The following is a 25,767-nucleotide window of genomic DNA, read 5'->3' as shown; positions in this document are numbered from 1 at the left end:
ACCATACTTATGAACCCAGTTACCCAACATCTCATTTCATCGTACCTGCTGATGCCGCTGCTGACCGTGATTTTCGGAATCGCAGCCTATTTTATCGCACGCAAGAACAAGCTGCTCAACAACAAAAAACTGATTGCGTATCTGCTGCTGTGCGGCATAATCCTTGCCCTGCCCGGCCTGTCCGGATTCATGGACTATAACTTCATGCCTTATGCCTACATCCTGCTGGTCATCCTGTACTGGACTGCCGGATATTACAACCGGCTCGTCCTTCGCAAAGTGTTCGCATCAAGCAAGGAAATGCCTTCTTTCGGCATCCAATGCCTGCTGACGGTTACGGTCATGCTTCTGGGAGCCGGACTCTTTTCCGTAGTGTTCAACCTCTGCAACGAACTCCAGTACGGCATCTGGGCCTCCACCTGCCTGCTGCCCTTTGCATTTCCACTCCTGTATTCCCAAACGGTGAACAGCTATTTCGACATACCCATTGAAATTTATAAAGTATGGAAATATTCGGAGGAATATGACTCGGATACCTTGTACATCAACCGTGAACGGAGCATCGTAATGGATGTGGACATATTCCGCAGGGTGGATGACCCCGCATCGGAACGCATAACCGGCAAGGCATCCGAGGATATCATCTTCGGGCAGTGGTTCCAGCGCATGATTGACGACTGCAACCTCAAATCACCGTCTTCGCCCATCGTATATAAGAATGAAGGAGGAGCCTATTACGAATGGGTATTCTATACCAAACCGTCCTTTTTCAAGAGACGGCGCTATATAGACCCCGACGTTACACTTGCCGGCAACAAGCTGAAAAGACACGATGTAATCATAGCCAAGCGTGTGGCAAACGAACTTATAAAGTATAACGAATATTAAATAGAAACATTATGATAGGAAAACAGAGCCAAAAGAAAAAATATCCGCTGGTAAACTGGGCGGACGGAATGCCTGTCAACAAAGGGCATTTCACCCAACAGGAAGACCACTTTACGGACCGGTTGTGCGAATACCAGTCATTTCATCTGAACCGCAATACCTACGGACTCCTGCCATTCAAGAAAGGAGAACCGGTTTCCGGCGATTTCAGCATTACGGAACTCGTTACAGGCACCTTGGAAGTCCGTCTGAAACGTTGCCACGCCCTTACTTCCGGAGGTTACCTGATAGATTATGATGCCGGTGAGGATGACGAACTCACCGCCAGTTTCCATATCCCTACAGAAGAGGAAGAAGAAAAGGACAAACGGTGGGATGTCATACTGATGGCAGACCCTTTCGAACATCTTCCTTCGGGTATTCCGAACGAGAAGGAAATCAGTCCACGCCAGCCCAATGCCTTACCCAAATATGCGTTGAGCGTGCTGCCGAGCGGACAGACCGACGGAAGCGAGCTGGGAAGACACTTTCTGCTGATCGGACGCCTGCGCAAGAACGGAAACCGCTGTGAAGTGGACGGAAACTTCATCCCGCCATGCACAAGCATGTCCAGCCATCCGGACCTGAAAGGCTACTATACCAAATTCGGGCAACTTGTGGATTCCATAGAAAAAGCCTCGTTTGACATCCTTGCCAAAGTGGAGAATGCAGAAAAACAGACCAGCCTGGCCACCAACATCGGTATGCTGTGCCGCCATGTCATGCTGTTCATATCCGATATCTACTTCTCCTTCCGCAACGAGGGGCAATACTATTCACCGCTACACTTCCTGAATGTATTCTCCACATTGGCTCACCGCCTGTATGTATGCCTGAGTTTCATGGACAAGGAAGACAAGGAGGACCTGCTGAAATACTTCAACGAATGGAACGGCATCACTCCCGGTGCCTACGAAGGCCTGCTGAGGGAAAACTGCGGGCTGCTGTACAACCACCACAATATCCGCCAACTGATGGTTACGGCGGAACGTTTCCTATACCTGTTCAATGACCTGTGGACAACCCTCAGCCGTCTGGAATATATCGGCAAGCACAAGGAAAACATCGTTGTCGCCGAACGCTCCAGACAACCGAAAGAATCGAGCGAGTCACGCTGGAACATACTGGACTAATCCCCTATAAGCGAACGGACATGACGGAAGAACAAGATAAAATAGTACGGTTTGACGAACATTCCCATTCATTCAACCTGCCGGATACCGACTTCAAGGCGGAAGTGGTGGCCAGCGGACTGAAAGAAGCCGGGTATGATGCAGAGCGTACCCTCATATTCAGACGGGGAGACATCCGGCGCGGATTCTCGAAAGACATCCATGACATCCACCCGGAATATTCCCATTATGACCTGACGGACTATCTGTATCTTTATGTGAACAGGAGAAGCCTTTATGACGAGCTGCCCGAAGGCATATTCCACAAGAACCTTTACCAGTCCGAGAAAATATCGAAGGAACAGGTGCTGGACGAAATCCGCATCCACCGTGAAGAGGAATTTTTCGCCCGCCGTTTCTTCAAGCCTTTCGAAATCTCCCTGGACCATATGTTGGTAGCCTTCCAGAACAAGGAACGCCGCATTGACGAGATGAACGTACATCCGGATTTCGTAAGCATCTTTTCCGGTCAATGGCCCGTACTGGAATTGCTGCCGACCCATCTGGCGGTCATGCTTGTCCATATGCTGGCCTATATGGAACAGATTACAGCGAGCCTTTCCAAAACCGGCGAGTGCATGACCATTCTGACCGGTGTGCCCGTGCATATCAAGAGAGGAGACAAATGCGTGGTGGAAGTGGATCCCTGCCTTATTCCCAAATTGGGGAGCTGCATTCTGGGAGACGACATGGTTCTGGGAAACAGTTTTGCCGACGGCACCTACCAGATGCTGGTGGAAATCGGTCCCCTGTCCGCCCGACGGATGGAAAGCTTCTTTCCCGGCGCCGCCGACAGTAAAATACTGAATGCGCTGACAGAACTGTTCCTCCCCTCGGACAAGGAGATACAGATCCGCTACATCATCCAGCAGGAAGATGCCCGGTTCAGGCTGGGAACCCCAACCGAACAAGGCGCCTATCTGGGTATCAGCACCTATTTATGAATATAAAACATCATCCTATATGAAACCGAAAAACAACACAGAAGTAAGGAAAGCCTATCTGAGATTCGCGGGCTATCTGACATGCTGCACCATCCTTGCGGTAAGCATCTTTGCCTGTTTCCTGAAAACCTCCGGCATAGAAGTAAAGCGAATCACGGAGCAGGCACTGGAATATGACCATATCTATGCCAAAGAGCTGTCCCTGTCGAACAGCATGGATTCCATCTACCAGTACATGAAACTGATGAACACTTCACCGCAAATAAACGACAAGCTCCTGCAAAGCGTTGTCAGTACGCGCAAGATGAACCTGCTCAAATATGTCCAAGGCATGGACACCAAAGATTGCAGGCTTTACAGGCAGCTGCTGGAAAACCTCAACATCTTCCTCGGGGTAAAAGACTCCATCCGTCTGCTGAATATCCAGGAAGAGATGGTGAAGAAAGACCTGATGCAGTGCATCCAAGACAACTGGAAAACAAGGCGTAACCTGAATGTGGGTTCCGGCGGCAACAAACAATAAAACGGAAAGCCATGGACAACAACAGAAAGACAATGAACAAACGGGAAATATTCATGGGACATGCCTATGTATTCCTGTTCTTTTTCCTGACAACCGTAGCGTGTTGTCTGGTAATTTTCATGTGGAACTCAGATTTCAAGATGTTTGAGCAGAAAGAGTTCGTAAAGATCAAGATGAACCGCATCAAGGATTTCCAGCAGGAACAAGCGGAAAGCCAGTTGCCGGTGGACTCCCTGTTCCGTAAAATAGAAACATTTGAACCGGGCGTTTACGCCCAGTATGAAGAAGACGACATCCATTATCTGATAAACAACCTGCGGAACACATACGAAAGGAACAGCTGGGACAAGCGATACAAGCTGTTCATGCACATTGCCGACTTTTATGCCATGTGGCTGTCCGACAGGAAACAGCTATGGAGTATCGGACAAAACATAAGTCTGTTCAAAGCCAATCTGGAGGAGTGCGAGATAGGCTTGCAGAAAAAGGAGGAAGACTTGCGCTCAGGAACTAAAAACAAATGACATGGGAAAAATTTATACCAGAAAGATTCTGTTCGTAATCGCAGCCATGCTGCTGTGCATCCTTGTCGCCATACTGATCCGGCTGTTCTTTTCCAGCCGCACCGTGCGTATGACACTGACCCCCATAGAGGTGGAAACCGGAGAAACGGTCCATTATGCCGACAGCACCCGCAACGCACGCTCCTGGCTTTGGGAATTCGGCAACGGAGACATATCACACGAACGGAGCGGAGAATACGTGTTCAAGAAACCGGGACGCTACCAAGTACGCCTTCAAGTGGACGGAGGACTGGAAAGGAAACAGATCATCACAGTACACAGGAGCCGGGATGATTACGGAAGCGACGAGCTTGTCAGGATGAAAGCACCGGCAACCGCCTTTCAAGGAGAAATCGTATCTTTCAAAGGATACGGTCCGTCGAAAGAATGGCGCTGGCAGTTCGGAGAATCCGGAATTGTCGATTCGCGGGAGCAGAACCCACTCTACGCCTATACAGAACCCGGCATATACGAGGTTCTGCTGACTACGGAGAATACCCAATATCCGGTCCGGCACACCATTGAAATCCTTCCCCAATATACGGAGAACGACTCGACAGACGTGCTTGTCATCATCGGCAATGACATCCGTGAACACTTGCAAGCCATCGTGGACGGCAAGCCGTTCAATACCCATTACAATTATATCCTGAAGAAATACCTTTGCGGAAATCCGGACATAGCGGTAACCGTCAACAACAGCAAGAAGAATGATTTCTATTCCTATTGCCAAGGACTGAAAATCATAGCACGCAGGAAAACCCTTATAGACGAGGTGTTCGTCGATATGGGAGACAACCTGAACAACGAATGTGTGATGCAGCTGATGGTAACACAGCACGAACGCTTTTCCGAACAAAAAAACAAATGAGGCATGAAAAAGAATTGCATATCGACACTCATAAAAGGAGGATGGATTTGCGGATGCATCATCTGTATGGCATCCTGCGGACCGGTACACCGTTTTATGCGGATAAAGAATGTACCCCGTGAATATATGCGGAACTATTCCATAGAAGGGGTAAAGGCTCCCTGCAGCCAGACACTGCCCAAACATACCCCGTGGATTGTCTTCGCCAATGAAGCAGGAACATCCTATCTGAGCCCAAGCGGAAAGAACGAGATGCAGTCTGTGAAATATATGGACGCATTTCTCGTCATCAAGCGAAAAGGAGACTGGCTCAGGCTGATACGATACGACCCCACCATTCTGAAGAACGGAAAACTGAAAGAATGGAAACAGGCAAAATACTGCGGATGGATCAACCAAAACAACCTGTTGCTGACCCGGAGCGGCTTTACCGACATTGTTACCGGATTCAAAAACAAACAGGTGGTCATGCTGAACGACAGCGTGGCATTGGCCACCCCAAAAACGTATTTTGCCAATGACTCCGTAAAACTGTTCAAAAATACAGACCTGACACAAGAGGCTGGCAAGATTCCATTTTACAGTGTCGTATATCCTTATCAAATATCGGAAGACAAAGGATGCACCCTCGTGGCAGACAAACCGCAGCTTGACGCAGACAGCATAGGGCATGCTGTCATCGGATGGATAGACGGACGCCTGCTGACCGCCCCCGAACAACAGCTCCATATAGACCTAACCTCGCTGCCGGACAGCACGCTCGTCTTTAAAGACAGGGAACGGAAAGACACCTTGCCGCTATCATCCAACGACCTGAAGCGGAAATTGCAACTTTCGGCCAGCCAGCCTGCTATCCGCTACAGCCCGGTACTGTCCTACCGGAACAATGACACGAGCTTCTGCTTCAGGACCCGGCTTCCGATGCCGGTCATCGACAAACGGGAAAGCTATGTGCTGAATGTCAACGGCAATCCAATCTATTACGGGATTTTCAAAAACAAGATAGAGAAGGACCTGCAAAAAATAAACCTCATGTTTGTCCTGGAAGGAAAAGAGAACACCATCCAACGGTTTCCAGCCGTGGTGAATGCCATCCAGGGACTGCAATCGCAACTGGTGAATGACGACAGCTTTTCTTTCAGGTTCGGTGCCGTGCTTACCTTCAATGAACCGGACAACCGGAAAGACCCCATCTGCAAACTGACTCCCGACTACATGGAGCTGCTTGATTTCCTTTCCGCCAAAGCACGTAATGCCGAGCAACTGAAGCCTACATACGGACGATTCGGCAGCTGGTCCGGCCTTCGGATCGGAGTGGAGCAATTCAACAAATGTCCGGATGAAACCAATATCCTGGTTGTCATCGGCGATAAAGGGTTCAACAGCGAGTGGGCAGACTCCACCTTGGTGAACAAGCTGGTAAAAAACAACTGCCGCATGATCGGCTTCCAGCTCTACGGAGGAGAACCGGACAACTTCAACAACTTCGTGCTGCAAATCGGAAACATGATAGACTGCTCGGCACCACGCGTCAGCCGGAAAAAACGGGAACTGATTGTATATCCCGAACAGATCAGAAATGAAAACGAATATGCGGAGGTGAACCATAACACCTATTGTTTGGACTTTCCAAACCGGAGCATGACACAGGGATGGCTGGTATTTCCGCAAAAGAACGAATCGCTGGAACTGGAAGGACTGACCACCGCCGTGGATTCCATGCTGATACAAGTGAAGTTTGACAATACCCTGCTGAGCAACAGCCTGGCAAGGGCATTCGACGAAGTGGGTACACACCGATATAGGACAGATTCGACAATGACAGCTTATTACCATATCCGCCAGTCGGGGGTACAACCCATGCTATCCGTACTTCCGGATACCGAACCTGCCTGGAGCCTGCCTGCACAGCCAATCGTACTGCCGGACTCGCTGTCCTCCACACTGGACTATTATCTGCTTGTCAACGAAGAGGAGTTCAAACGGTTGAGAAAGTATGTGGAAGCACCCTCCAAGCTGATCGTTGACTATAAATACGAAGCGGTCAAAAAGAAAAAGCAAGCGAAGGTGGATATCTGCGACTGTCCAGACGACTACCTACAGGCAGATGCCGAAGAATCTACCGTACGTGTAAAGACGGACAGCCTGAACGCACCGGAATATGCCTCAACCCGCCGTGCAAGGAGAAAACTGGTCAGACATTTCCTTTCAGAGCGCAACAGGGACAGATTTTGCAAGGTAGGGAGAAAGACTTTCCTGAGAATGCCCCTGTCAGAGGCCTTGCAAAGGTTTACCTCCTGCCCGACCGACTATCCTTTCTTTGAAGTTTACCGTGTCAAGGACTTGCGGAAAAAGAAAATGATTACGGATGCGGAGCTGGACATGCTGATTGAATATTTCAAGGAAAAGAAAAAACTGCTGGACGAAGCCGCCGGCAAGCCGTTCCAGTCCAACGGGCAGACATACTATTGGATCAGCCGTGACCTATTACCATAGTCATTCACCTGAAACTGTATTATCATGATTTATGAAACTATTCTGAAAATAAGAGGAATGGAGGTGCCGATACTCTATTATAACTATCGGTGCCACATCCGGCACTATGATGACCCGAATCTGAGAAAAATCATACAACTCCACATCCAAGTATGCGAGGAAATCGGCAATCGGGAGTGTCTGCCGGTCGAGGGAGACCTGATTACGCTTGCGTTTGAGTGCAAGGGTGAAGAACAGTTCTTCTATGACTGGCTGAACGAAGGAGCCATGCACAACGGGGAAATCCATTTTATCTACAACGAAGTGGAAATAGTGGATATTTTCCGGTTCTGGGACTGCTTCTGTGTGAAAATAGAGGAGTATATGAGTGTAGGAAACTCTCCGATGATGATGGTGCTGTATTTGTCACCGGGGATTATCAAAAGGAATAATCTGGAGGTTAGGGAGAAGGTGTGGAAAGTGTCGGATATTTCGCAGCAACCATTTATTTCGATTGCGCCTGAATCGAAAGAGGAAAAGCAAGCGGAAATAGTGGAGGTGTATTGGATGGATGCAGAGGGTACTCGTAGAATTGAAGAATTGCCTGAAAGTGGAATAGCAACCTTATGTGCTAAGGTTAAAAATGCGAATGCTGGTGAAACTGTAAAGTTTGAAATAGAGTATGATGATGGTTCAATTATAAAATTGTTAGGTAAAGTTAATTTGCAGGGCGAAGTTAAAATTGAAAATGTAAAGTTAAACCAAAAACAAGAATCTAAATGATAAAAGTTAAAGGTTGTTTAGCAGGCTCTACAAAATATTCCATATTAAGACCTGTGTCTATGGAAGCTTATTGGGCCGATCAAGAAAATGGAAAGTTTGATAGTTTATATTGGGGAACAAAAGTAAGACTTTATATAAGTAGAAAATTTTTATATGATGCTATGGTGAAAATATATCTTAAATCTGTTCCCGATGAAAAAATTATCATAAATGAGGATTCTATAGTTAATTTGATTCCTTCTTTTTTTCAGAGTGAGGTGAACTATTATGAATTTTATTTGGAAAAATATGAACATTATAACACTCTAATAAAGAATATGGGAAATGTAAGGCTTTGTTGTGAAGTATCAAGTACTTTAGGCTTCTATTTTAATGATTGCATTGCTTCTATAAAAATAGAGTCTCAATTTTGTGATCCTTTGGTTGAAATGCAAATTAGACGAAACAGGGCGAGTAATCTATTTGGTAAAGTTCGAAATAATTCAACGAAGAATCATCAAGGATTTGATTATTATGCAAATCAAGGGACAAATATAATTGCAGTTGCTAACAGTATAGTAGATAGAATTGTGGATTCTGAAAAAGGAGATTATGGAAAGCAATTAGTTTTAAAATTAGACCGTTGTAATTATTATGCATTTTACGCTCATTTGTCAGAAATTACAGTAAAAGTAGGGGATATAGTTCATAAAGGAGATATTATTGGTAAAACAGGCATTACCGGAAATGCAAAATCCATGAAAGGAGCTGATCAACATCTTCATTTTGAATGTAGAACTTCATCGAATTTGGGAATAGGCTTGATAGGAAGAATAAGTCCTAATAATGTTGTTTTAACTAAGTTTTATTCTCAAGATGAATCAAAACCAAATCAAAGCAATCTTGGTGTAAAAAAAATAGACAATAATGGAAATGTAACTTTAATGAATATACAATGGTAGTTATAATATTATGTTTTTTCTTTGTATTTGGCAATTGTTTTGTAGCAAATTCCGCCTCTGAAGAAGTCATTTGTGAAAAAAATGATACTCTTATTATTGAAACAGAGATGCAAGAATACCAAGAAGTTTATGAGCTATATTTTAAATCTATGAATAAATGTTTTCTAATTTTTAAATTAGAGACACAAGATGGTAGTAGCATTGAATTTGGGAAAAAGATTAGCGATGGAAAAAGAAAAATAGATTGTTTTGTTATATATAATGGATCTGCTGATGGAAATCAATTTTTATTATTTGATTATCAAAGTAAAATAGCATATATTACGGATATTATATTTGCTAATTTTTATCCAATAATAAGTTCAATGGATGAGAGCAAATTGCAAATTTTATTGGTTAATCATGATATAGAACAAATGAATGCCACTGATACTTTAAGAATAACAGATGAATATAAATATATTCCATATAATATAAAATACGGGGTTGTTAAATGCCCTTTACGTATTTTACAAAGGGTGAATATAAACTAAGGTAATATAATAACATGGTAGATAATATTTATTCAAAACATAGTCATTTTTCATTATTGCTATCTATTGTTTTGTCTATTGATTGTAACTATGATTACACAATGGACTATATGGAAAACGTAGCCCGGAACTTTACCAAAAAATATCCGAGCTACCTTATCCATAAGAAAAGCGAAGACAAGATAAAAGCCTTTCTGACCGACAGGGTGAAGGCTAAAGTAGAAACCTTTGTGAATGCAGAGGCAAAGAACGTGGCAGTAACCGAGGTGCGGGAAATAGCAGACCTGATAGCGGAATATGAAGGTGCAGAAAGTTCTTCATCTTTTGGATCCCATCCTACGGATTCCCCCTCTTTAGGAAACACCGGAGTGGAGCTTGCCATGAGTGTGGACACAGGCGTATCGGACATCCGTCCTGTCAATGTTGCCAAACCCACGGGGGCAATAGGAAAACCCAAGATAATGAAACGAAGTGTCATCCGTGTAACTATGGAACTGGAAGTGCAGATGGAAACCAAACAATACTTGCAATTCCTGCAACAGATTCCGGACCTGTTCAGCCTGCATGAATTTCCCAATTTGAGATGCCGCGTGATATGCAACCAGAAAAAGGCAACAATCAACGAAGAGCCTGCACCAGTTGAAGTGAAGGTTTTGGATGACAGAAAATACCAGCGGTGGTTTGTTGCCTTTACCCTGTTGATGATATGCTGCATGGGCGGAATCATAGCCCTGTTCTTTTCCATTCCGAACCTGTACAAACAGGACATCCACTTCCTGCGGAACGATACGATTCATCAGGAGTTTTCCATCTCCAACAGCCGTATTGACTTGAAAGATGTAAGCCTGACGAATCATGGCGGGAAAGACACACTTGTCATCAAGGATAAAAAGATAATCATAGCCAAATAAAAAGTAATGGAAAATTCAATTCAGATACAAGGGATAAGAAACATGCTATCCCATAGCGGATGCCCGGAAGACCTGCTGGAAAGTTACCTGCAATTCCTACAAACCGAAGGCCAACAGGTGCAGATTGTCAGAGGAGAAGTCTTTATGATGTTTGAAAAGGAAGCGCAATACCGCAAGAGAAGGAATGAAAAGATGAAAGGAACCGTAACTTTCTGCAAAAACACGAAGAACGATACAGAGGAATACAATACAGGAGTGTTCATTGGAATGGAATTTATCCAATGCTGCTTCAACCATGGGATTCCTGCACGGGTGCTGAATGTGCGAAGAGTACATGGGGAAATGACGGAGATTGTCGTGGAGTTCGGGAAGTAGATGAAAGGAATACCCCTATTGCAGAGCTCCGACCTGATAATATGTGGGGGAAATTGATGGGAAAATCCCCCACACACACTTCATCTTGATATTTAATGAGAGGAAGGATTACTCCTTCTTGGATGTTTTTTCATTATCCAACCCCAATCGCTTGCATAACTCCGGATCGTTTTTGATACGGTCCATCTCTTCGTTGATGATGGCCTGTGCGTCCGACTTGATCTGGTCGTAGTTACGCTGAATCTGCTGCATCATGATGTCATTACCGTCCTTGTCCTTGAATTCGTTGATGAAAGGGATTTTCCTGTAGGCCTTTTCTTCCGCACTGACCGCTGCATGGTCCACAACAATTTCGGCATGGAATATTTTCTGTTCTATCTTCTCGCCAAAATTATCCGCCACAGCCCCGACAAATGTACCTTGCGACAGATTGGCAATCTTGGATGCCGGGATAAGCGAGTCAAGCTGCGTGTTGATGGAAGTGGAAACATCTTGACGGTTGATGGAAACGGACTGACGCTGCTGGAGCACCTTGCCGAAGCGTTCAGAAAGTGTCTTTGCGGTTTCTCCGACCACCTGCCCGCTGAATATATTTCCTACCGTGTTCTGAATAACCTTGGACTCCTTTTCACCATAATCGCGGGTCAGCTGGCTGAAATCCTGAAAACCCAAAAGTACGCCCACCTTGTTGCTTCGTGCCGTTGCAATCAGATTGTCAAGCCCCCGGAAATAAATGGTGGGAAGCTCATCGATGATTACGGCACATTTGAGCTGTCTTTTCTTGTTGATAAGTTTGACAATACGGGAATTATATAGTCCGAGTGCAGCCGAATAGATGTTCTGCCTGTCCGGATTGTTGCCGACACAAAGTAATTTGGGTTCTTTCGGATTATTGATATCCAACGAAAAATCATTTCCTGTCATCACCCAGTATAGTTGTGGGGAAATCATACGCGTAAGGGGGATTTTTGCCGAAGCAATCTGGCCCTGGAGCTGATCCTGCGCCCCTCCTTTCCATGCATCCATGAAAGGAGAAAGGTAGTTTTCCAACTCCGGATAGGAAGTCAGGACGGTGAACAGGTCCGAGTAAGGCTTGTTCAGTAATTCCACCGCATGCGGGAACGTACAATAAATCCCGTTCTTGTAAATCTTCAAATACCAGATTATTGCAGCAAGCAGAATGATGGGGGATTCTACAAAAAAGTCACCCTGCTTTTCAATCCAGGTGCGATTGAGGTTGAGCATTATCGTATAGCTCGCCTCGTACGCATCGGAAATGTCCGTCATAAATTCCGGATTGATAGGATTGCATCGGTGAGACCTGCGCGGATCGTCGAAATTTATGACATAGAACCGGGGCTTGACCTCGTACTTGTCCATATTCTTCAACAAAGAATTATAGGCTATGGTGGACAGGTCATCAAACTTGTAATCGTAGATGTAAATCGCAAAGCCCTTGGCTATAAGCTGGCGTATGTAACTGTTGACTATCGCATAGGACTTGCCGCTACCCGGTGTTCCGATAACCATGCAGGCACGGAAAATATTGACAATATTGACAAATCCGTTATTCCAGCGTTTTTTATAATAGAATCTCGTCGGGAGATTTACCGAATACTCATTCTCCATCAGTCGGGTTTCCTGCATGAAACTCTCATTTTCCATATTGAACACATCTTCCATGAGGTTGTGCCTGTAAAGGCGGCTCATCCATAGCCCCGACATCAGCAGGGCGAGATAGCCTGCCGTAAGAGTAAAAATATAGAATGCGGTATTTGCCGCGTGTGGCAATGGCAGCTCAAGCAACCACCAGTTCAGAAAGAACAGTGCGCATCCTGCCACCAGCGCCGCATAAATTTTAGGCCAGGTTATCTTTTCACCTTTGACCCCGTGCGTACCCAGACAGGAAACTGCCAGCAGAAGCACTGCCAACAGTTTGCTCCAGAGAATACAGTTGAAAATCCCGGTCGTATTATTGAAATTCACCAGAATCCTGTCCATCACCGCAAGGTTCAAGTTCCACGCGGTGATACTCGGATAACAATACACATAGACGTGTACCACCAAAAGAAAAATACTCACGGCCCTGCCAAATTCCATGATCTTGGCAAGCGCCCTCAAATCGTCTTCTTGCTGCATAAGAATTGTATATAAATGGGTTGATACTTGTTTTGTCTAAATGCCACGTTTGCGTCCGGTCTTCTTCTTTTTCTTCATGCGGCGTGCAAAGGCTTCCTCCTCATAGTCACGCGGGTTGGTTTCCATCGAAAGAATGCCCGCCGCCAGTTCGAGCGTGCTGCCGGATTCGTGGCGGTGATGCTGCCGAAGTTCTGTAGCGGAATGTCCGCCCCGTTCCTTTTCGGGTATGTTTTCCAACCATTGGAAATAGTCGTTGAACACATTGGCGGAAAACTCCTTGCCCATGCGTGAACCGTTGAATACCTCCCGTCGGTTGTGGTCAATGAAGGTGACACCGTAGATACGTCCCCGCTCATTCTCACGGAACACCACATCAATATTTTTTTGCCCCAGCAGTTCCACAAACCGTTTCCGTGAATCCGCCTGCCGCAAGGCACGAACGATGTCCGCCTGTATGGAGGGTGCCCATTTCCCGTCCTTGAGGTCTTTCAGGTTCATCAGCATCCGCTTTTCCAACTGTTCATTTCCGAAGCGTTTCCCAAATCGGGAACTCTTGAACGGCGGGCTGACCACCTTGCCGGTATCATCCGTGACCGAATAGACAATACCGGTATATGGTATACCGTTGTATTCTCCCCTGACCTGTTTCGCCTCGATGTTGAGCGTGGAAAGCAGCGCATTGTATTCCCCGAAAGTCTGGAAACGGTAGCTTTCCAGTACGGCTTTAAGGGTGTTGCCTACCTGATGGCGGACATCCCCCAAGGAAGCGTCCACCTTTTTTAGTTCCGCTTTCGGATTCCGCCTTTCCGTGTCCGCCCCGTTGCGCAGGCCGAAATCCGTTTCCAGTTCCCGACAGGCGGTCATGGAACGGCGGTGCTCGTAGGCATCACTGATCTTTTTCCCCTGTCCGTCCACACAGACACTGACGATATGAATGTGGGCATTATGGGTATCGGCATGTTTGTAGGCTATGTACGGCTGATTCCCATAGCCCATCTTCTGCATATACCGTTCCGCCAACTCTACCAATTGCCCATCAGTCAGCCGGTCTTCCGGTGCCGGAGAAAGGGAGATATGCAGGACGGGCTTCTCCGTATTGCGGTTTGCCAGCAGGTAGTTCTCAAAAGAGAGCAATGCCAGACGTATGTCCTCACTGGGCAATCCCAATCTGTCGGAAATCATGCGGTTGCCCGAAAGAATCTCGGCGGTACCTGCCGTTACCTTGTCGTAGTTATAGGCAAGTGCTCCGTAAAGGCTTGTTCCGTGACTTATTTTTGCAACCATTTCCGCTCGTATTCCTGGGTTAGCACCATGACTTTTTTACAGACAAGCATCAGTTCGATGCTCAGTTTCTCCAACCTGTAAAGCAGTGCCATCGCACGTTTTTCCCCGAAATTGTTCTTCAAGGTCCGGACAACCTGATTGTAGTTGTTTCCGACGGCCTGAAACTGCCTGTGGAATTCGGTCAGTTTGATGTAGTAGTCCATTGTCGCCTTGTCGATTTTCACCACCTTTATCTGTCCCGAGAAGATGGATTTCTTAATGAACAGCGTGAGATCTCTCGCTCCGGATTCCGCCAACAGCTGTTCAAATTTTGTGTTCTCTTCGGCATTCAGGCGGAAACTGTATTTGCGGTCTGCCGGATTGCTTTTGGACTTCCTGCCTGTTCTTGTTCCAGTTTTTTTCTCCATGTACATGAGATTTTGGGTTTGTACTTCTTTCTCTTCCGGAATCCGCGACTTTGGAGCGGATTCTCCCGGCTTTTAGCCGGGCTAGTTGTTTTTGTCGGACAAAAGACTTTTTGTCGGACGAAAACACAACTTGCTCTGTTCGCTTGAACAGAGAATCCTCCTTCGTCGGATTGCTGTGCGACGTTCACGACGCACTGTGGTCCGACGAAGTCAGTTCTTTTCCATCGTCTGATTCCGATTTTGCAAAATTAGACAGTGATAACCGATTGGTAAACAGCGCTTGATATGACATTTGATGACATCTGACGACATCTGATGTCAGGTAGGGGAAATGTTGGTGGAAGTTTCAAAAATAGCCGCTACTTTTGGCACAGTGCATGAGGGCATACATTGAAACATTGTCCTGTAAGGGGTATTGCTTGCCTGCCACAGGTGGTGCATGATGTGAATGCGGCATCATCCATATATGTGCAATGCCATATATGCTGCACGACAATCCTGCATGACGGAATACATTGCATCCGTGCAATGCAGTATGGGATACATTGAACCCCATATTGCATGAATGCAATGCACCTTATATGGCAATGCCCATCGGCAACCGGTATTACACTGGTGCAATATGGTATGCAATGTATTCATGCAAACCGGCAAACAATGCGTCATTGCCATATACCAACGGATGCATTGCCGTGTGATGAAACAAAAAAATCCTGACAGATATAAAACAAATTATACACTCTAAATTCAAGCCTATGAAGAAAGAACCTTTATTTGTCGCTTTGAGCAACCAGAAAGGCGGTGTGGGAAAATCCACGTTCACGGTATTGCTCGCCAGTTACTTCCATTACCTGAAGGGGTATAACGTACTGGTGGTGGATTGTGATTATCCACAGCACAGCATCAGTACCATGCGGAACTGGGAAGTGGGAAACATTGAAAAGAACGTGCATCTGCAAAACCAGCTGGTGGAACAGTTCGGAGCAAGCGGCAGGAAAGCCTACAGCATCCTGAACTCCACTCCGGAAGAAGCCCGGGAAACGGCCGGACGCTTTCTTGAAAAGTCGGAGCTGGATTATGACCTTGTCCTTTTTGACCTTCCGGGCACCGTAAATGTGCCCGGTGTATTCCAGTCCGTAATCAATATGGATTATGTATTCACTCCCATCACGCAGGAAAGAATGGCAATGCGGAGCAGCATGTCTTTTGTCCTTGCCATCCGGGAATACATGCACCGGCATAAGGATGTACCCTTGCGTGGTATCCATATGTTCTGGAACCGGATGGACAAACGTGTTTCCAAAGACCTGTATAACGGCTATACTGAAATTTTCCGTTCGCTGAAATTGCCGGTACTGGAAACCGTCATTCCCAGTGCAGAACGTTACAAAAAAGACTCCGGAATGAAAGGGCCTCTGTTCCGCAGCACTTTGTTCCCTCCATCTTCCTCCGCAATGAAAGGAAGCAGTCTGGACCTGCTGGCAGCGGAAATAGAAACCATACTGAAACTTCAATAAAAACAATTATGACCACCAAAAGAAGAACGGATTACCAAGTGGACGAGGAGGCATTGAAACGCATGATGGCAGGAGATGTGACCGCTTTGGAAAGAACGGTTCCTCCGGAAGAGGAGCCGGAAACAAAAAGTCAGGCTGGACCTTGTCCGGAGAAACAGGAGAAGAAAAGCGGTTCTTCCAGACAGCAAATAAAAAAAACACCGGATGGAGCGGCTGATTCAGATGAATACCGGAGCCGGTTTCTGAAAGTGAAACTGTCGGGAGCAAGAAGGCAGACCTATATTAACGATACATTGTACAGGACTGTTGCCAAAGTATTGCCGGTCATTGCACCGGAAATGTCTGTCCCCATGTTTTTAGGGAGTGTACTGTCAGACCATCTGGAAAGGTATCAGCATATCATCAATGAAATATATAATCAAGAAGCAACTCAAAAGCCAATAGAATGGAAGAAATAGTTTATTTATCAATACGGTTCGGCTGTACCGCTTATCTGTTATATAAGGTATGGAAACAAAAAGAGAGAATAGGTAAAATCTGTGATCTGCTTTATACTCCCCGCAATCGGCCACAAGCAGAAAAAGACAACGGTGAACCGGGAAATGCACAGGATGTGATGGGAGCTACCCGCTTTGTCTATCTGGACGAGAATGCCGGGAAGACCGTCGCCCCTTACATGAGCCAGCAACTGGAAACCGGAAGTGATTTTATCGGAGCGGATAAGGATATTCCGGAAGATGAAGTGGAATGCAAACTGCCTTTGGAGGAGATGAGAATGCTGAAAGAAGAACAGGAGGAACTGGACAGCCGCTCTCCCGAAACGGAAGCCATTGCTCCGATGGTTACTCCTGCTGACCTGCTCAATGTAGGCGATGTGCTGCTTAACCTGAATGGTGCCGGCTCGGACGAGAACAAATCATACAGGGCGGCCATGACACTGCATTCCATCCGGGAAACGGACATGTTTGAACTGTTCTCCTCCCAGGTGGAGAACAAGAAGCTGATTGAGGAACTGATGGGGAAGTATGTGGATAAGGAGGGGAATGCGTTGCCTTTGAAAAGAGAGAGAAAAGAAAATCCAGTTGATTACGAATGGAGGCAGTTTCTTTAAAGTGAAGTAATAGAATAGTGGATACTTTAAAATCATCCCCACCATAGAAAAATATATCTGCGATGGGGATGAATAATACTGATTTTATTATTATGTCATTGACAAAAAGGACATTTTATTAAATTATCAGGAGAATCTGGATGTGTTATATTTAATAACTTGCCCCTATCTCCTCCAAAGTCATGATAATTCTTGCATTCTTTAATATATGCTTCTATAGGAGTATCTGCATAGCTGAATTTAAACCATTCATAACGATATTTTGCAGGATTTTTTTTGTTGTCTATTAACCCAAGCATTATTTTAGTGTGTAAGTTTGTGTCCGAACGTCCTACATATCTTACGATAAACACTCCCTTATCATTTAAATACCCAAATGCATAATTACCAATTCTTCCGAATTCTACATTAGCATTTATTTCATGCTCTGTTAAGAGGTAGGGTCCGACCATGTTTAGTGATGCCATAGTTTTACCATTTTAAACTTGTTCTTAATTTGTCCTTCACTTGTATTGGAGTGATTTTATTTTCCTGCTTATATCTTTCAAGTAACTTTTTCACTTCACTTGCAGAACAAATTCTTCTATTATTTACATTTTTTGCAAGTTCTGTTAAATGGTCCGCCAGATATCCGAGTCTCCAATAGTCTAAATCTATTAGATCTCGGTGTTTAGTCAAAATTTGACTATCCAGCCCTGCAGCAACACCCACTTGCTCATCAGATATTTTAATATCCATTTTATCTAAATCTTCTTCTTTCAAAAGAAAATAGCTTAGTTTACTTACTGAATCCCGATTTAAGGCTAATGCTACAATGGCATCGTTTATATCTTCCTGAGTATCGGCTTTCCAAACACTCAATTTGTTATCAGTAGTACGTAAGTCACCAATAGCATCACCACAGATATAATAGTCTTTTCGGTTGACAGCTTTTGAACCATCCCACTTACTTATTCCAGAAATCATTCGTATTAGCATGGTCGCAATTCTTCATTTAATTCTGATTCAATTTGTTTTGCATAGTCACAAAGCCAAGAAGAGTTAAATGATGGAGCAGTTTCTATGGCTATTAAACAATTTCGAGTTCTCCATTGCTCTATTACCATTAATGCCGCTTCTTGCGTTTTAGAGTGAGAATCGGATAACCCCGCTTTTACCATTGTTAATAACATATCTGTATCTTCCTTTTCTACAGTCATTCCTATAATACGTAATAGCCCTGCTAAAACATCAATATCTTTCTGGTTATTTGAATAAATAGAATGTAACCATAAATAAGTTACAAATCTATTCGTTTTAATATAACCTTCTACCTCTTTAATTATATCATTTTCTACACCATCCTCAAAATCTATATGTTGCAGTGTCCATACAAATGTTTGAGTCCGTTTAGATAATGATGAATGAAATTCTTCATTCATTCTATTTAAATCAGCGCTACTTGTAGAATCTTTAGACGTTCTGCGTATTATTTGACCGCTTGAAATATTATCACTGTTTGCGCTAGAAGCACATTTTTCATTTATCCTATCTTCGGCATCCTGTGCTATATATTGAGAAGAACCTATTGGCAATTTGTTTAGCCAAAACATATCAGGAAGTGCAGGACACTTTATATCAAATGATTTTAAAGCACCTTTGGATATGTCACTTAAATAGTTTTCCCAAAAATCTGTTGGATATTCAAGGGCAGACTGAAATTGTAATTGTGGCTCTGTAAATCTTTTAGTATAATCATATAGTGAGGTTACTTCCATATCTATATCTATTATTCTCCAATATACCACAACAAGAATTCAGAGCAAAATCCTGCTCCTTTTTGAAAGAAATCACTAGTTGCATTAGTGTCAAAAGAATACTCAGGATTTACAAACGTGTTAATATCAAAATCTACCATATTTACCTCTTGGATAGTATTTATACCGTTAACAACTACGATAGGAGTAGCTACATAAAACTTAGATAAATAATTTACAATGAACTGTTTCCCGTTAATTTCCTCATCAACGCGAAAGACTTGTGAAAAATCACAATTATCCACTTTCGATTCTTTGAATGTGTTCTTTGCGTAGATTTTATTGACAAAATTCTTAAATAAAGTAGTATCACCTTTATATTCAAGAGTGGGGGCAATGGCTAAACGGCTTGCTCTCATCCCTGTAATTTCCATAATTCTCTTAAATATCTGATTACAATTATTTGCAAGTGTAGATACTATATCTTGAGTATATTCAATATTTGTATTAATAATATAGTCTACTTTTTGTGCTTGAAACACTATTCGTATATTATCATCAGGAGAAGACAAAATCCAATCCCCAGGAGAGAGTAGCATACCTTTTATTACTTGTGGGGTATCAGAAATAACGGAAGGGATATAATTAGGCAACATCGTTTGTATGGCTGAAATAAATTCCCAATTAAACGTTATCTGTGGCATAAACACACTTCCACGTAATCCTCTTATGATAAAATTCTGTTTCATAATATTCTATATATCAAATCTATATTAGTAAATCACTACCTGCGTATATTTATAATATCGTATTATATTATACAAATATACTCTTTTCCCCCAATTTACCATTATGTAATATTCTTGAAGCCTATTTTTTTTGATTTTTTATATTTAATAAATCATTCTTTCCACGATGTTGTAAACGCACAAGTCATAAAATTTCATTTTGAATAAATTGAAAATTTCACAAATGTGCAACATATTTGGAAAAAGGAAAGACAACAAAAAATTGAAGGTAAAACTACCTGTTTTATAAATATTTTGACTAAGCTCTTTTTAGAATAATAATTAGGGAGTTAGAAAAACATGTGAATTCATTTAAATAGTGAACTGAAAAAAACTGAAATAGGTGAACTCATTAACGGCAAACACATATAGTTAGATAGTAATATAATTAACGCAAATAACATATATGGCAGTCTATCAATACATACCGTTGAATTGGTAAATAAGTAAACATATACATACAATGACGCAATGAGACATCTGATGACATTTGATGACATCTGATGACACATCTGAATCATAGCGCATTATCCCCATTTATCTTTGTTGTCGAATTCAAATTTATGTCTTACCCAAACGATTCGACAATGAAAAGAAGAATCCTTTTTTCTGTGATGTGTGCGGTCATCGCCGCAAACACCTTTGCGCAGGGCCAGGGCCTTGCGGGTATCAACGAGGCAACCAGCCTCATGACCTCGTATTTCGATCCCGCCACCAAACTATGCTATGCCATCGGTGCGGTGCTTGGTCTGGTAGGCGGTATCAAGACCTATGGCAAATTTTCCAGCGGAGACCCCGACACTTCGAAAACCGCCGCTAGCTGGTTCTTTGCCTGTATCTTTCTGATCGTAGCCGCCACCATCTTACGTTCCTTCTTCCTCTAAAGCCTATGGAATATCCGGTAAACAAAGGTGCCGGCAACCCCGTCGAGTTCAAAGGACTCAAGTCGCAATACCTGTTCGTCTTTGCCGGAGGGCTTGCGATGGTGCTCCTTATGGTAGTCTTTCTTTACCTGACGGGGGTGGACCAATGGATATGCTTATCCTTCGGAATCCTGTCCGGCAGCCTGTTGGTGTGGGTGATATTCCGTTTGAATGCCCGTTACGGTGAACACGGGCTGATGAAGCTGCTGGCTGAAAAACGACATCCACGCTATCTGATTCACCGCAAGAGAGTTTTCAGATTATTCACAAGAAGAAGAAAAAAACAACAATCATGAGAAATGTATTAAAGGCGGAAACGCTGGAACGCAGATTCCCCCTGCTGTCGGTAGAAAACGGCTGTATCGTGAGCAAGGATGCCGACCTGACCGTGGCTTTCGAAGTGGAACTGCCCGAACTGTACACGGTAACGGCGGACGAGTATGAGGCCATGCACTCCTCCTGGATCAAAGCCGTGAAGGTATTGCCGGAACATAGTGTCGTCTGCAAACAGGACTGGTTCGTCAAGGAAACCTACCGTCCGAAGACCGATGACGGAGAACAGAGCTTCCTGACACGCAGCTATGAGCTGCATTTCAATGAAAGACCTTACCTGAATCACAAATGCTACCTGTTCCTGACGAAGACAACCCGCGAACGCAGCCGCCGGAAGAGTGACTTCAATACCCTTTGCCGGGGATTCCTGTTGCCCAAAGAGATAACCGACAAGGATGCTGCCGCCCGCTTTCTTGAGGCGGTGGAACAGTTCGAGCGTATTATGAATGATTCCGGACATATAAGGCTTCGCCGTCTGGAAACAGACGAAATCACCGGTACGAAGGAACATCCCGGACTGGTGGAAAAATACTTTTCCCTCTCGCTGGAGGATGAGACCGCCGTATTGCAGGACATCTGCCTCAAGCCCGGCAGGATGCGCATCGGTGACAAACGCCTCTGCCTGCATACCCTTTCCGATACGGAAGACCTGCCCGGCAGACTTTCCACGGACATGCGCTACGAGAGGATGTCCACGGACCGCAGCGACTGCCGCCTCTCCTTTGCCGCACCCGTAGGACTGCTGCTGTCATGCAACCACATCTATTCACAATACGTGTTCATCGACGATGCACAGGAAATCCTGCAGATGATGGAGAAAAACTCGCGCAATATGCTCTCGTTGTCAAAATACAGCCGGAGCAATGCCGTTAACCAGGAGTGGACGGAGATGTATCTTGATGAGGCACATACCAAAGGAGTGCTTCCCGTCAGATGCCACTGCAACGTCATCGCCTGGGCGGAGGATGCGGAAGAGTTCCGCCGCATCAGGAACGACACGGGCAGCCAGCTGGCCATGATGGAATGCACGCCAAGGTATAACACCATTGACACACCGGTCATCTATTGGGCGGGAATCCCCGGAAATGCAGGCGACTTTCCATCCGAAGAATCCTTTTATACCTTCCTGGAACAGGCCGTATGCCTCTTTGCCGGAGAGACCAATTACAGGAGCTCGCCCAGTCCGTTCGGAATCCGGCTGGCAGACCGCCAGAACGGGATACCGGTGCATGTGGATATTTCCGACCTGCCCATGAAGCGAGGAATCATCACCAACAGAAACAAGTTCATCCTCGGGCCTTCGGGCAGCGGAAAATCCTTTTTCACCAACCACCTTGTCCGCCAATACTACGAACAGGGAGCGCATATCCTGCTGGTGGACACAGGAAACAGCTACCAGGGGTTGTGCAGGATGATCCATGACCGTACCAACGGGAAGGACGGGATTTACATCACGTATGAAGAGGACAATCCGATATCCTTCAACCCGTTCTACACCGAATCCGGAAAATTCGATGTGGAGAAGCGTGACAGTATCAATACACTGATACTGACCTTGTGGAAACGGGAAGACGAGTCGCCGAAACGTTCGGAGGAGGTCGCTCTTTCTGGAGCAGTGAACGCCTATATCCGAAAGATTTCGGAGAACCGGAACATCAGACCGGACTTCAACGGTTTCTATGAGTTTGTCGCCGATGACTACAGAAGAATGATTGAAGAGAAAAAGGTGCGTGAGAAGGATTTTGACATTGACGGTTTTTTGAACGTTCTGGAACCGTTCTACCGGGGCGGAGACTATGACTTCCTGCTGAACTCCGACAAGGAACTGGACCTGACAGGCAAACGGTTCATCGTATTCGAACTGGACAATATCAGCAGCAACAAAGTGCTTCTTCCGGTGGTGACACTGATCATTATGGAAACTTTCATCGCCAAGATGCGCAGGCTCAAAGGTATCCGTAAGATGATATTGATAGAGGAATGCTGGAAAGCCCTGATGTCCGCCAATATGAGTGAATACATCAAGTACCTTTTTAAGACCGTCAGAAAATATTTCGGTGAGGCTGTGGTGGTGACACAGGAGGTGGACGACATCATCAGCTCCCCGATAGTGAAAGAGGCCATCATCAACAACTCTGACTGCAAGATACTGCTTGACCAGCGGAAATACATGAACAAGTTCGAGCACATCCAGCGGCTGCTCGGTCTGACCGAGAAAGAGAAAGGGCAGATTCTTTCCATCAACCAGGCGAACCATCCCGGGCGCTTCTACCGGGAAGTATGGATAGGGCTTGGAGGAACCTGCTCGGCAGTATATGCCACGGAAGTGAGCGAGGAAGAATACTTCACGTTCACGACCGAGGAGTCGGAGAAACTGGAAGTACAACGGATTGCCGGAGGACCGGAGGGCAGTCTGGAAGGAGCCATCCGCCGTCTGGCGGAGAAAAAGCGAGAGGAACAGAAACAGGTATCAAACCCGAAATGAAAACGATTATGAGAAACAGACCCCTTATGAGGCTGGCGGTATGTCTGATAAGCATGGCCGCCATGATATTGCAGAGCTGTTCGGAAAGCGGTATCGACCGCGACAAGATCTGCGGAACGTGGACCAGCGTGGAAGGCAGACCTGACGTGCTGGTATACAAGGAAGGAGAATGCTATAAAGTGACGGTGTTTTCCCATAGCGGGAGAACCCGAAGGCTGAAGCCGCAGACTTACCTGCTGGTGGAAGAAAACGGAAACCTGTTTGTCAATACGGGCTACCGTGTCGATGTGTCCTACAATGAGGCAGCCGACGTGCTGACATTCTCACCGGGCGGAGACTATGTAAGGAAGGAGGAACGGGCATGAAGGCAAGAACGCTTCTGATCGGAACGGCATTTGTACTGGGCGTTACCGGAGCACGCGCCCAATGGGTGGTGACAGATCCCGGCAATCTGGCCCAAAGCATCATAAACATGTCGGACAATATCGCCCATACCTCAAAGACGGCAGTCAATACGGCAGAAAGCTTTGCCGAGACAGTAAAGATCTATGAGCAGGCCAAGAAATATTACGACCAGCTGAAATCGGTCAACAACCTGATACAGGATGCCCGCAAGGTGCGTGACATCATCCTGATGGTGGGCGACGTGTCCGACATCTATGTAACCAACTTCGGCAAGATGATGAACGATGAAAACTTCTCACCGCGCGAACTGGACGCCATCGCCTTCGGTTACACCCGCCTGCTGGAAGAGAGCAACGGCGTGTTGCAGGACCTGAAACAGGTTATCAATGTCAGTACCCTGTCCATGACCGACAAGGACCGTATGGACGTGGTGGACAACTGCTATTACGAGATGCGCCGTTACCGCAACCTTGTGAGCTATTATACGAACAAGAACATAGCCGTAAGCTACCTCAGGGCCAGAAAGAAGAACGACCTGGAACGTGTGATGCGGCTCTATGGGAATGAAACCTCCAAATACTGGTAGCCATGATGCCGTTGTCGATAGATTTTGCCAACCTGCACACCATACTGGCAACCCTGTATGACGAGATGCTTCCCCTTTGCGAGGACATGATGGACGTGGGCAAGGGACTTGCCGGACTGGGTGCGTTGTTCTACGTTGCCGTCCGTGTATGGCAGTCGATGGCACGTGCCGAACCGATAGATGTCTATCCCCTGCTGCGTCCCTTTGCCATAGGCATCTGCATCCTGCTCTTTCCCACGCTAGTGCTCGGCACGCTGAACAATATTCTCAGTCCCATCGTGCAGGGCACACACAAGATGCTCGAAGGGCAGACGATGGATATGGAACAGTACCGGAACCAAAAGGAGGAACTGGAAAAGGAGGCCATGCTCCGCAATCCCGAAACAGCATATCTGGTAAGTGACGAGGAGTTTGACCGTCAGCTGGATGAACTGGGCTGGTCAACCATAGATACCGCCTCCCGGCTGGGCATGTATGTGGAAGTCGGGATGTATAATCTGGAAAAGAAGATCCGGGACGCATTCCGCAGCCTGCTGGAGCTGATATTCGCAGCGGCATCGCTGCTGATAGACACCGTGAGGACTTTTTTCCTGGTCGTACTCTCGATACTGGGACCGGTAGCGTTCGCCTTCAGTGTATGGGACGGATTCCAGTCCACGCTCGGACAGTGGTTCACGAGATATATTTCCGTTTACCTGTGGCTTCCGGTCAGCGACCTGTTCAGCACCCTGCTTGCCAAGCTTCAGGTACTGATGCTTCAGAATGACATTCAGGAACTGCAGAACAATCCGGACTACTCGATAGACAACTCGAACAGTGTCTACATCATCTTTATGCTGATTGGGATTATCGGATACTTCACCGTGCCTACGGTAGCAGGCTGGATAGTGCAGGCAGGCGGTGCCGGAAACTTCAGCCGTAACCTGAACCGTACAGCCACCAAGACAGGTGGCCTTGCAGCCGGAGCAGGCGGTGCCGTATTGGGGAATATCGGAGGCAGGCTGAGGGGCAAATAAACCCTGCGGAGCCTCCTTC

At 45.6% G+C, this 25,767-nt stretch carries 28 protein-coding genes; 21 read left to right on the top strand and 7 right to left on the bottom strand.

Features of this window, described 5'->3' with window-relative positions:
* Window positions 1-9: 9 nt before the first annotated feature.
* The 12 genes from NQ546_RS16175 (at window position 10) to NQ546_RS16120 (ending at window position 11,018) form a co-directional block, all read left to right on the top strand.
* On the top strand, window positions 10-888 hold the full coding sequence (locus NQ546_RS16175) for a TssN family type VI secretion system protein (protein ID WP_039952939.1): 879 nt from the start codon (window positions 10-12) through the stop codon (window positions 886-888).
* 11 nt (window positions 889-899) lie between these two features.
* Window positions 900-2,060, top strand: coding sequence for a hypothetical protein (locus NQ546_RS16170; RefSeq protein ID WP_004288729.1), 1,161 nt, complete (start codon window positions 900-902; stop codon window positions 2,058-2,060).
* 20 nt (window positions 2,061-2,080) lie between these two features.
* Entirely contained in the window at window positions 2,081-3,043 is a 963-nt protein-coding gene (locus tag NQ546_RS16165; RefSeq protein ID WP_004288730.1) for a type VI secretion system baseplate subunit TssG, read from the top strand.
* Window positions 3,044-3,062: 19 nt separating this feature from the next.
* Complete coding sequence (locus NQ546_RS16160; RefSeq protein WP_004288731.1) at window positions 3,063-3,566, top strand: type VI secretion system TssO; 504 nt, start codon at window positions 3,063-3,065, stop codon at window positions 3,564-3,566.
* Window positions 3,567-3,577: 11 nt separating this feature from the next.
* Window positions 3,578-4,090: a type VI secretion system transmembrane protein TssO gene (locus tag NQ546_RS16155; protein ID WP_004288732.1), complete on the top strand. Its 513-nt coding sequence runs from the start codon at window positions 3,578-3,580 to the stop codon at window positions 4,088-4,090.
* Window position 4,091: 1 nt separating this feature from the next.
* Window positions 4,092-5,000, top strand: coding sequence for a PKD domain-containing protein (locus tag NQ546_RS16150; RefSeq protein WP_004288733.1), 909 nt, complete (start codon window positions 4,092-4,094; stop codon window positions 4,998-5,000).
* Between the two features lie 3 nt (window positions 5,001-5,003).
* Window positions 5,004-7,496, top strand: coding sequence for a type VI secretion system protein TssR domain-containing protein (tssR, locus tag NQ546_RS16145; protein ID WP_039952941.1), 2,493 nt, complete (start codon window positions 5,004-5,006; stop codon window positions 7,494-7,496).
* Window positions 7,497-7,520: 24 nt separating this feature from the next.
* Complete coding sequence (tssD, locus tag NQ546_RS16140; RefSeq protein ID WP_004288735.1) at window positions 7,521-8,258, top strand: type VI secretion system tube protein TssD; 738 nt, start codon at window positions 7,521-7,523, stop codon at window positions 8,256-8,258.
* The gene (locus NQ546_RS16135; RefSeq protein ID WP_004288736.1) at window positions 8,255-9,199 is read left to right on the top strand and encodes a M23 family metallopeptidase; all 945 of its coding nucleotides are present in this window, start codon (window positions 8,255-8,257) and stop codon (window positions 9,197-9,199) included. The genes tssD and NQ546_RS16135 overlap by 4 nt, the downstream gene beginning before the upstream one ends.
* Entirely contained in the window at window positions 9,193-9,732 is a 540-nt protein-coding gene (locus NQ546_RS16130; RefSeq protein WP_004288737.1) for a hypothetical protein, read from the top strand. The genes NQ546_RS16135 and NQ546_RS16130 overlap by 7 nt, the downstream gene beginning before the upstream one ends.
* Window positions 9,733-9,833: 101 nt before the next feature.
* A complete protein-coding gene (locus NQ546_RS16125) occupies window positions 9,834-10,643 on the top strand; it encodes a hypothetical protein (protein ID WP_004288738.1) in 810 nt (269 codons plus the stop codon).
* A 6-nt stretch (window positions 10,644-10,649) separates the two neighbouring features.
* Window positions 10,650-11,018: a hypothetical protein gene (locus NQ546_RS16120; protein WP_004288740.1), complete on the top strand. Its 369-nt coding sequence runs from the start codon at window positions 10,650-10,652 to the stop codon at window positions 11,016-11,018.
* A 108-nt stretch (window positions 11,019-11,126) separates the two neighbouring features.
* Here NQ546_RS16120 and mobC read toward each other — a convergent pair whose 3' ends face one another.
* From mobC to mobA, 3 genes are read right to left on the bottom strand one after another with little or no spacing between them, the layout of a single operon-like run.
* A complete protein-coding gene (mobC, locus tag NQ546_RS16115) occupies window positions 11,127-13,157 on the bottom strand; it encodes a conjugal transfer protein MobC (RefSeq protein ID WP_004288741.1) in 2,031 nt (676 codons plus the stop codon).
* Between the two features lie 36 nt (window positions 13,158-13,193).
* Complete coding sequence (mobB, locus tag NQ546_RS16110; RefSeq protein WP_004288742.1) at window positions 13,194-14,441, bottom strand: conjugal transfer protein MobB; 1,248 nt, start codon at window positions 14,439-14,441, stop codon at window positions 13,194-13,196.
* Window positions 14,426-14,848 (bottom strand): conjugal transfer protein MobA, encoded by a 423-nt coding sequence (gene mobA / locus NQ546_RS16105; RefSeq protein ID WP_005802627.1) that lies wholly within the window; start codon window positions 14,846-14,848, stop codon window positions 14,426-14,428. Before mobA ends, mobB begins: the two co-directional genes overlap by 16 nt.
* A 722-nt stretch (window positions 14,849-15,570) precedes the next feature.
* Between mobA and NQ546_RS16100 the strand changes: the two genes are divergently transcribed.
* Genes NQ546_RS16100 through NQ546_RS16090 form a run of 3 tightly spaced genes read left to right on the top strand, consistent with a single transcriptional unit; the run spans window position 15,571 to window position 17,476 of the window.
* A complete protein-coding gene (locus tag NQ546_RS16100) occupies window positions 15,571-16,365 on the top strand; it encodes a ParA family protein (protein ID WP_005802628.1) in 795 nt (264 codons plus the stop codon).
* A gap of 8 nt (window positions 16,366-16,373) precedes the next feature.
* Entirely contained in the window at window positions 16,374-16,823 is a 450-nt protein-coding gene (locus NQ546_RS16095) for a DUF3408 domain-containing protein (RefSeq protein WP_004288745.1), read from the top strand.
* Window positions 16,811-17,476, top strand: a complete 666-nt coding sequence (locus NQ546_RS16090; protein WP_004288746.1) for a DUF4122 family protein — start codon at window positions 16,811-16,813, stop codon at window positions 17,474-17,476. Before NQ546_RS16095 ends, NQ546_RS16090 begins: the two co-directional genes overlap by 13 nt.
* A gap of 95 nt (window positions 17,477-17,571) precedes the next feature.
* On the opposite strand, the gene NQ546_RS16085 is transcribed toward NQ546_RS16090, so the two are convergent.
* From NQ546_RS16085 to NQ546_RS16070, 4 genes are read right to left on the bottom strand one after another with little or no spacing between them, the layout of a single operon-like run.
* The gene (locus tag NQ546_RS16085; protein ID WP_004288747.1) at window positions 17,572-17,943 is read right to left on the bottom strand and encodes a hypothetical protein; all 372 of its coding nucleotides are present in this window, start codon (window positions 17,941-17,943) and stop codon (window positions 17,572-17,574) included.
* 4 nt (window positions 17,944-17,947) lie between these two features.
* Window positions 17,948-18,442, bottom strand: a complete 495-nt coding sequence (locus tag NQ546_RS16080; protein ID WP_133303481.1) for a hypothetical protein — start codon at window positions 18,440-18,442, stop codon at window positions 17,948-17,950.
* 5 nt (window positions 18,443-18,447) lie between these two features.
* Window positions 18,448-19,233 (bottom strand): hypothetical protein, encoded by a 786-nt coding sequence (locus NQ546_RS16075; protein WP_115615976.1) that lies wholly within the window; start codon window positions 19,231-19,233, stop codon window positions 18,448-18,450.
* 11 nt (window positions 19,234-19,244) lie between these two features.
* Entirely contained in the window at window positions 19,245-19,961 is a 717-nt protein-coding gene (locus tag NQ546_RS16070) for a hypothetical protein (RefSeq protein WP_004288750.1), read from the bottom strand.
* A gap of 626 nt (window positions 19,962-20,587) precedes the next feature.
* On the opposite strand from NQ546_RS16070, the gene NQ546_RS16065 reads away from it, so the two are divergent.
* From NQ546_RS16065 to traJ, 6 genes are read left to right on the top strand one after another with little or no spacing between them, the layout of a single operon-like run.
* Window positions 20,588-20,884 carry a DUF4134 domain-containing protein gene (locus tag NQ546_RS16065; RefSeq protein WP_017142017.1) on the top strand — a complete coding sequence of 99 codons (297 nt, stop codon included), beginning with the start codon at window positions 20,588-20,590 and terminating at the stop codon, window positions 20,882-20,884.
* Between the two features lie 5 nt (window positions 20,885-20,889).
* Window positions 20,890-21,219, top strand: a complete 330-nt coding sequence (locus NQ546_RS16060) for a DUF4133 domain-containing protein (protein ID WP_004288754.1) — start codon at window positions 20,890-20,892, stop codon at window positions 21,217-21,219.
* Window positions 21,216-23,741, top strand: coding sequence for a TraG family conjugative transposon ATPase (locus NQ546_RS16055; protein ID WP_039952950.1), 2,526 nt, complete (start codon window positions 21,216-21,218; stop codon window positions 23,739-23,741). Before NQ546_RS16060 ends, NQ546_RS16055 begins: the two co-directional genes overlap by 4 nt.
* 8 nt (window positions 23,742-23,749) lie before the next feature.
* Window positions 23,750-24,106, top strand: coding sequence for a DUF3876 domain-containing protein (locus NQ546_RS16050; protein WP_039953020.1), 357 nt, complete (start codon window positions 23,750-23,752; stop codon window positions 24,104-24,106).
* Complete coding sequence (locus tag NQ546_RS16045; protein ID WP_004288758.1) at window positions 24,103-24,732, top strand: DUF4141 domain-containing protein; 630 nt, start codon at window positions 24,103-24,105, stop codon at window positions 24,730-24,732. The genes NQ546_RS16050 and NQ546_RS16045 overlap by 4 nt, the downstream gene beginning before the upstream one ends.
* Window positions 24,733-24,734: 2 nt before the next feature.
* Complete coding sequence (gene traJ, locus NQ546_RS16040; RefSeq protein WP_004288759.1) at window positions 24,735-25,748, top strand: conjugative transposon protein TraJ; 1,014 nt, start codon at window positions 24,735-24,737, stop codon at window positions 25,746-25,748.
* Window positions 25,749-25,767: the final 19 nt, after the last annotated feature.

The organism is Bacteroides eggerthii (genome assembly GCF_025146565.1).
Classification (GTDB): Bacteria; Bacteroidota; Bacteroidia; order Bacteroidales; family Bacteroidaceae; genus Bacteroides; species Bacteroides eggerthii.
The sequence above is the reverse complement of the archived record's forward strand: the minus strand, read 5'-3'. Positions and strand labels throughout refer to the sequence as shown.

What these genes read in the sequence shown, in the direction of transcription:
- NQ546_RS16070 (WP_004288750.1), bottom strand. Translation starts at nt 19,961, where the DNA reads ATGAAACAGAATTTTATCATAAGAGGATTACGTGGAAGTGTGTTTATG.
- NQ546_RS16175 (WP_039952939.1), top strand. Translation starts at nt 10, where the DNA reads ATGAACCCAGTTACCCAACATCTCATTTCATCGTACCTGCTGATGCCG.
- NQ546_RS16165 (WP_004288730.1), top strand. Translation starts at nt 2,081, where the DNA reads ATGACGGAAGAACAAGATAAAATAGTACGGTTTGACGAACATTCCCAT.
- NQ546_RS16155 (WP_004288732.1), top strand. Translation starts at nt 3,578, where the DNA reads ATGGACAACAACAGAAAGACAATGAACAAACGGGAAATATTCATGGGA.
- NQ546_RS16090 (WP_004288746.1), top strand. Translation starts at nt 16,811, where the DNA reads ATGGAAGAAATAGTTTATTTATCAATACGGTTCGGCTGTACCGCTTAT.
- NQ546_RS16120 (WP_004288740.1), top strand. Translation starts at nt 10,650, where the DNA reads ATGGAAAATTCAATTCAGATACAAGGGATAAGAAACATGCTATCCCAT.
- NQ546_RS16135 (WP_004288736.1), top strand. Translation starts at nt 8,255, where the DNA reads ATGATAAAAGTTAAAGGTTGTTTAGCAGGCTCTACAAAATATTCCATA.
- NQ546_RS16125 (WP_004288738.1), top strand. Translation starts at nt 9,834, where the DNA reads ATGGACTATATGGAAAACGTAGCCCGGAACTTTACCAAAAAATATCCG.
- mobA (WP_005802627.1), bottom strand. Translation starts at nt 14,848, where the DNA reads ATGGAGAAAAAAACTGGAACAAGAACAGGCAGGAAGTCCAAAAGCAAT.
- mobC (WP_004288741.1), bottom strand. Translation starts at nt 13,157, where the DNA reads ATGCAGCAAGAAGACGATTTGAGGGCGCTTGCCAAGATCATGGAATTT.
- NQ546_RS16080 (WP_133303481.1), bottom strand. Translation starts at nt 18,442, where the DNA reads ATGATTTCTGGAATAAGTAAGTGGGATGGTTCAAAAGCTGTCAACCGA.
- NQ546_RS16060 (WP_004288754.1), top strand. Translation starts at nt 20,890, where the DNA reads ATGGAATATCCGGTAAACAAAGGTGCCGGCAACCCCGTCGAGTTCAAA.
- tssR (WP_039952941.1), top strand. Translation starts at nt 5,004, where the DNA reads ATGAAAAAGAATTGCATATCGACACTCATAAAAGGAGGATGGATTTGC.
- NQ546_RS16150 (WP_004288733.1), top strand. Translation starts at nt 4,092, where the DNA reads ATGGGAAAAATTTATACCAGAAAGATTCTGTTCGTAATCGCAGCCATG.
- NQ546_RS16065 (WP_017142017.1), top strand. Translation starts at nt 20,588, where the DNA reads ATGAAAAGAAGAATCCTTTTTTCTGTGATGTGTGCGGTCATCGCCGCA.
- NQ546_RS16055 (WP_039952950.1), top strand. Translation starts at nt 21,216, where the DNA reads ATGAGAAATGTATTAAAGGCGGAAACGCTGGAACGCAGATTCCCCCTG.
- NQ546_RS16160 (WP_004288731.1), top strand. Translation starts at nt 3,063, where the DNA reads ATGAAACCGAAAAACAACACAGAAGTAAGGAAAGCCTATCTGAGATTC.
- tssD (WP_004288735.1), top strand. Translation starts at nt 7,521, where the DNA reads ATGATTTATGAAACTATTCTGAAAATAAGAGGAATGGAGGTGCCGATA.
- NQ546_RS16045 (WP_004288758.1), top strand. Translation starts at nt 24,103, where the DNA reads ATGAAGGCAAGAACGCTTCTGATCGGAACGGCATTTGTACTGGGCGTT.
- NQ546_RS16050 (WP_039953020.1), top strand. Translation starts at nt 23,750, where the DNA reads ATGAGAAACAGACCCCTTATGAGGCTGGCGGTATGTCTGATAAGCATG.
- NQ546_RS16130 (WP_004288737.1), top strand. Translation starts at nt 9,193, where the DNA reads ATGGTAGTTATAATATTATGTTTTTTCTTTGTATTTGGCAATTGTTTT.
- NQ546_RS16095 (WP_004288745.1), top strand. Translation starts at nt 16,374, where the DNA reads ATGACCACCAAAAGAAGAACGGATTACCAAGTGGACGAGGAGGCATTG.
- mobB (WP_004288742.1), bottom strand. Translation starts at nt 14,441, where the DNA reads ATGGTTGCAAAAATAAGTCACGGAACAAGCCTTTACGGAGCACTTGCC.
- NQ546_RS16075 (WP_115615976.1), bottom strand. Translation starts at nt 19,233, where the DNA reads ATGGAAGTAACCTCACTATATGATTATACTAAAAGATTTACAGAGCCA.
- NQ546_RS16085 (WP_004288747.1), bottom strand. Translation starts at nt 17,943, where the DNA reads ATGGCATCACTAAACATGGTCGGACCCTACCTCTTAACAGAGCATGAA.
- traJ (WP_004288759.1), top strand. Translation starts at nt 24,735, where the DNA reads ATGATGCCGTTGTCGATAGATTTTGCCAACCTGCACACCATACTGGCA.
- NQ546_RS16170 (WP_004288729.1), top strand. Translation starts at nt 900, where the DNA reads ATGATAGGAAAACAGAGCCAAAAGAAAAAATATCCGCTGGTAAACTGG.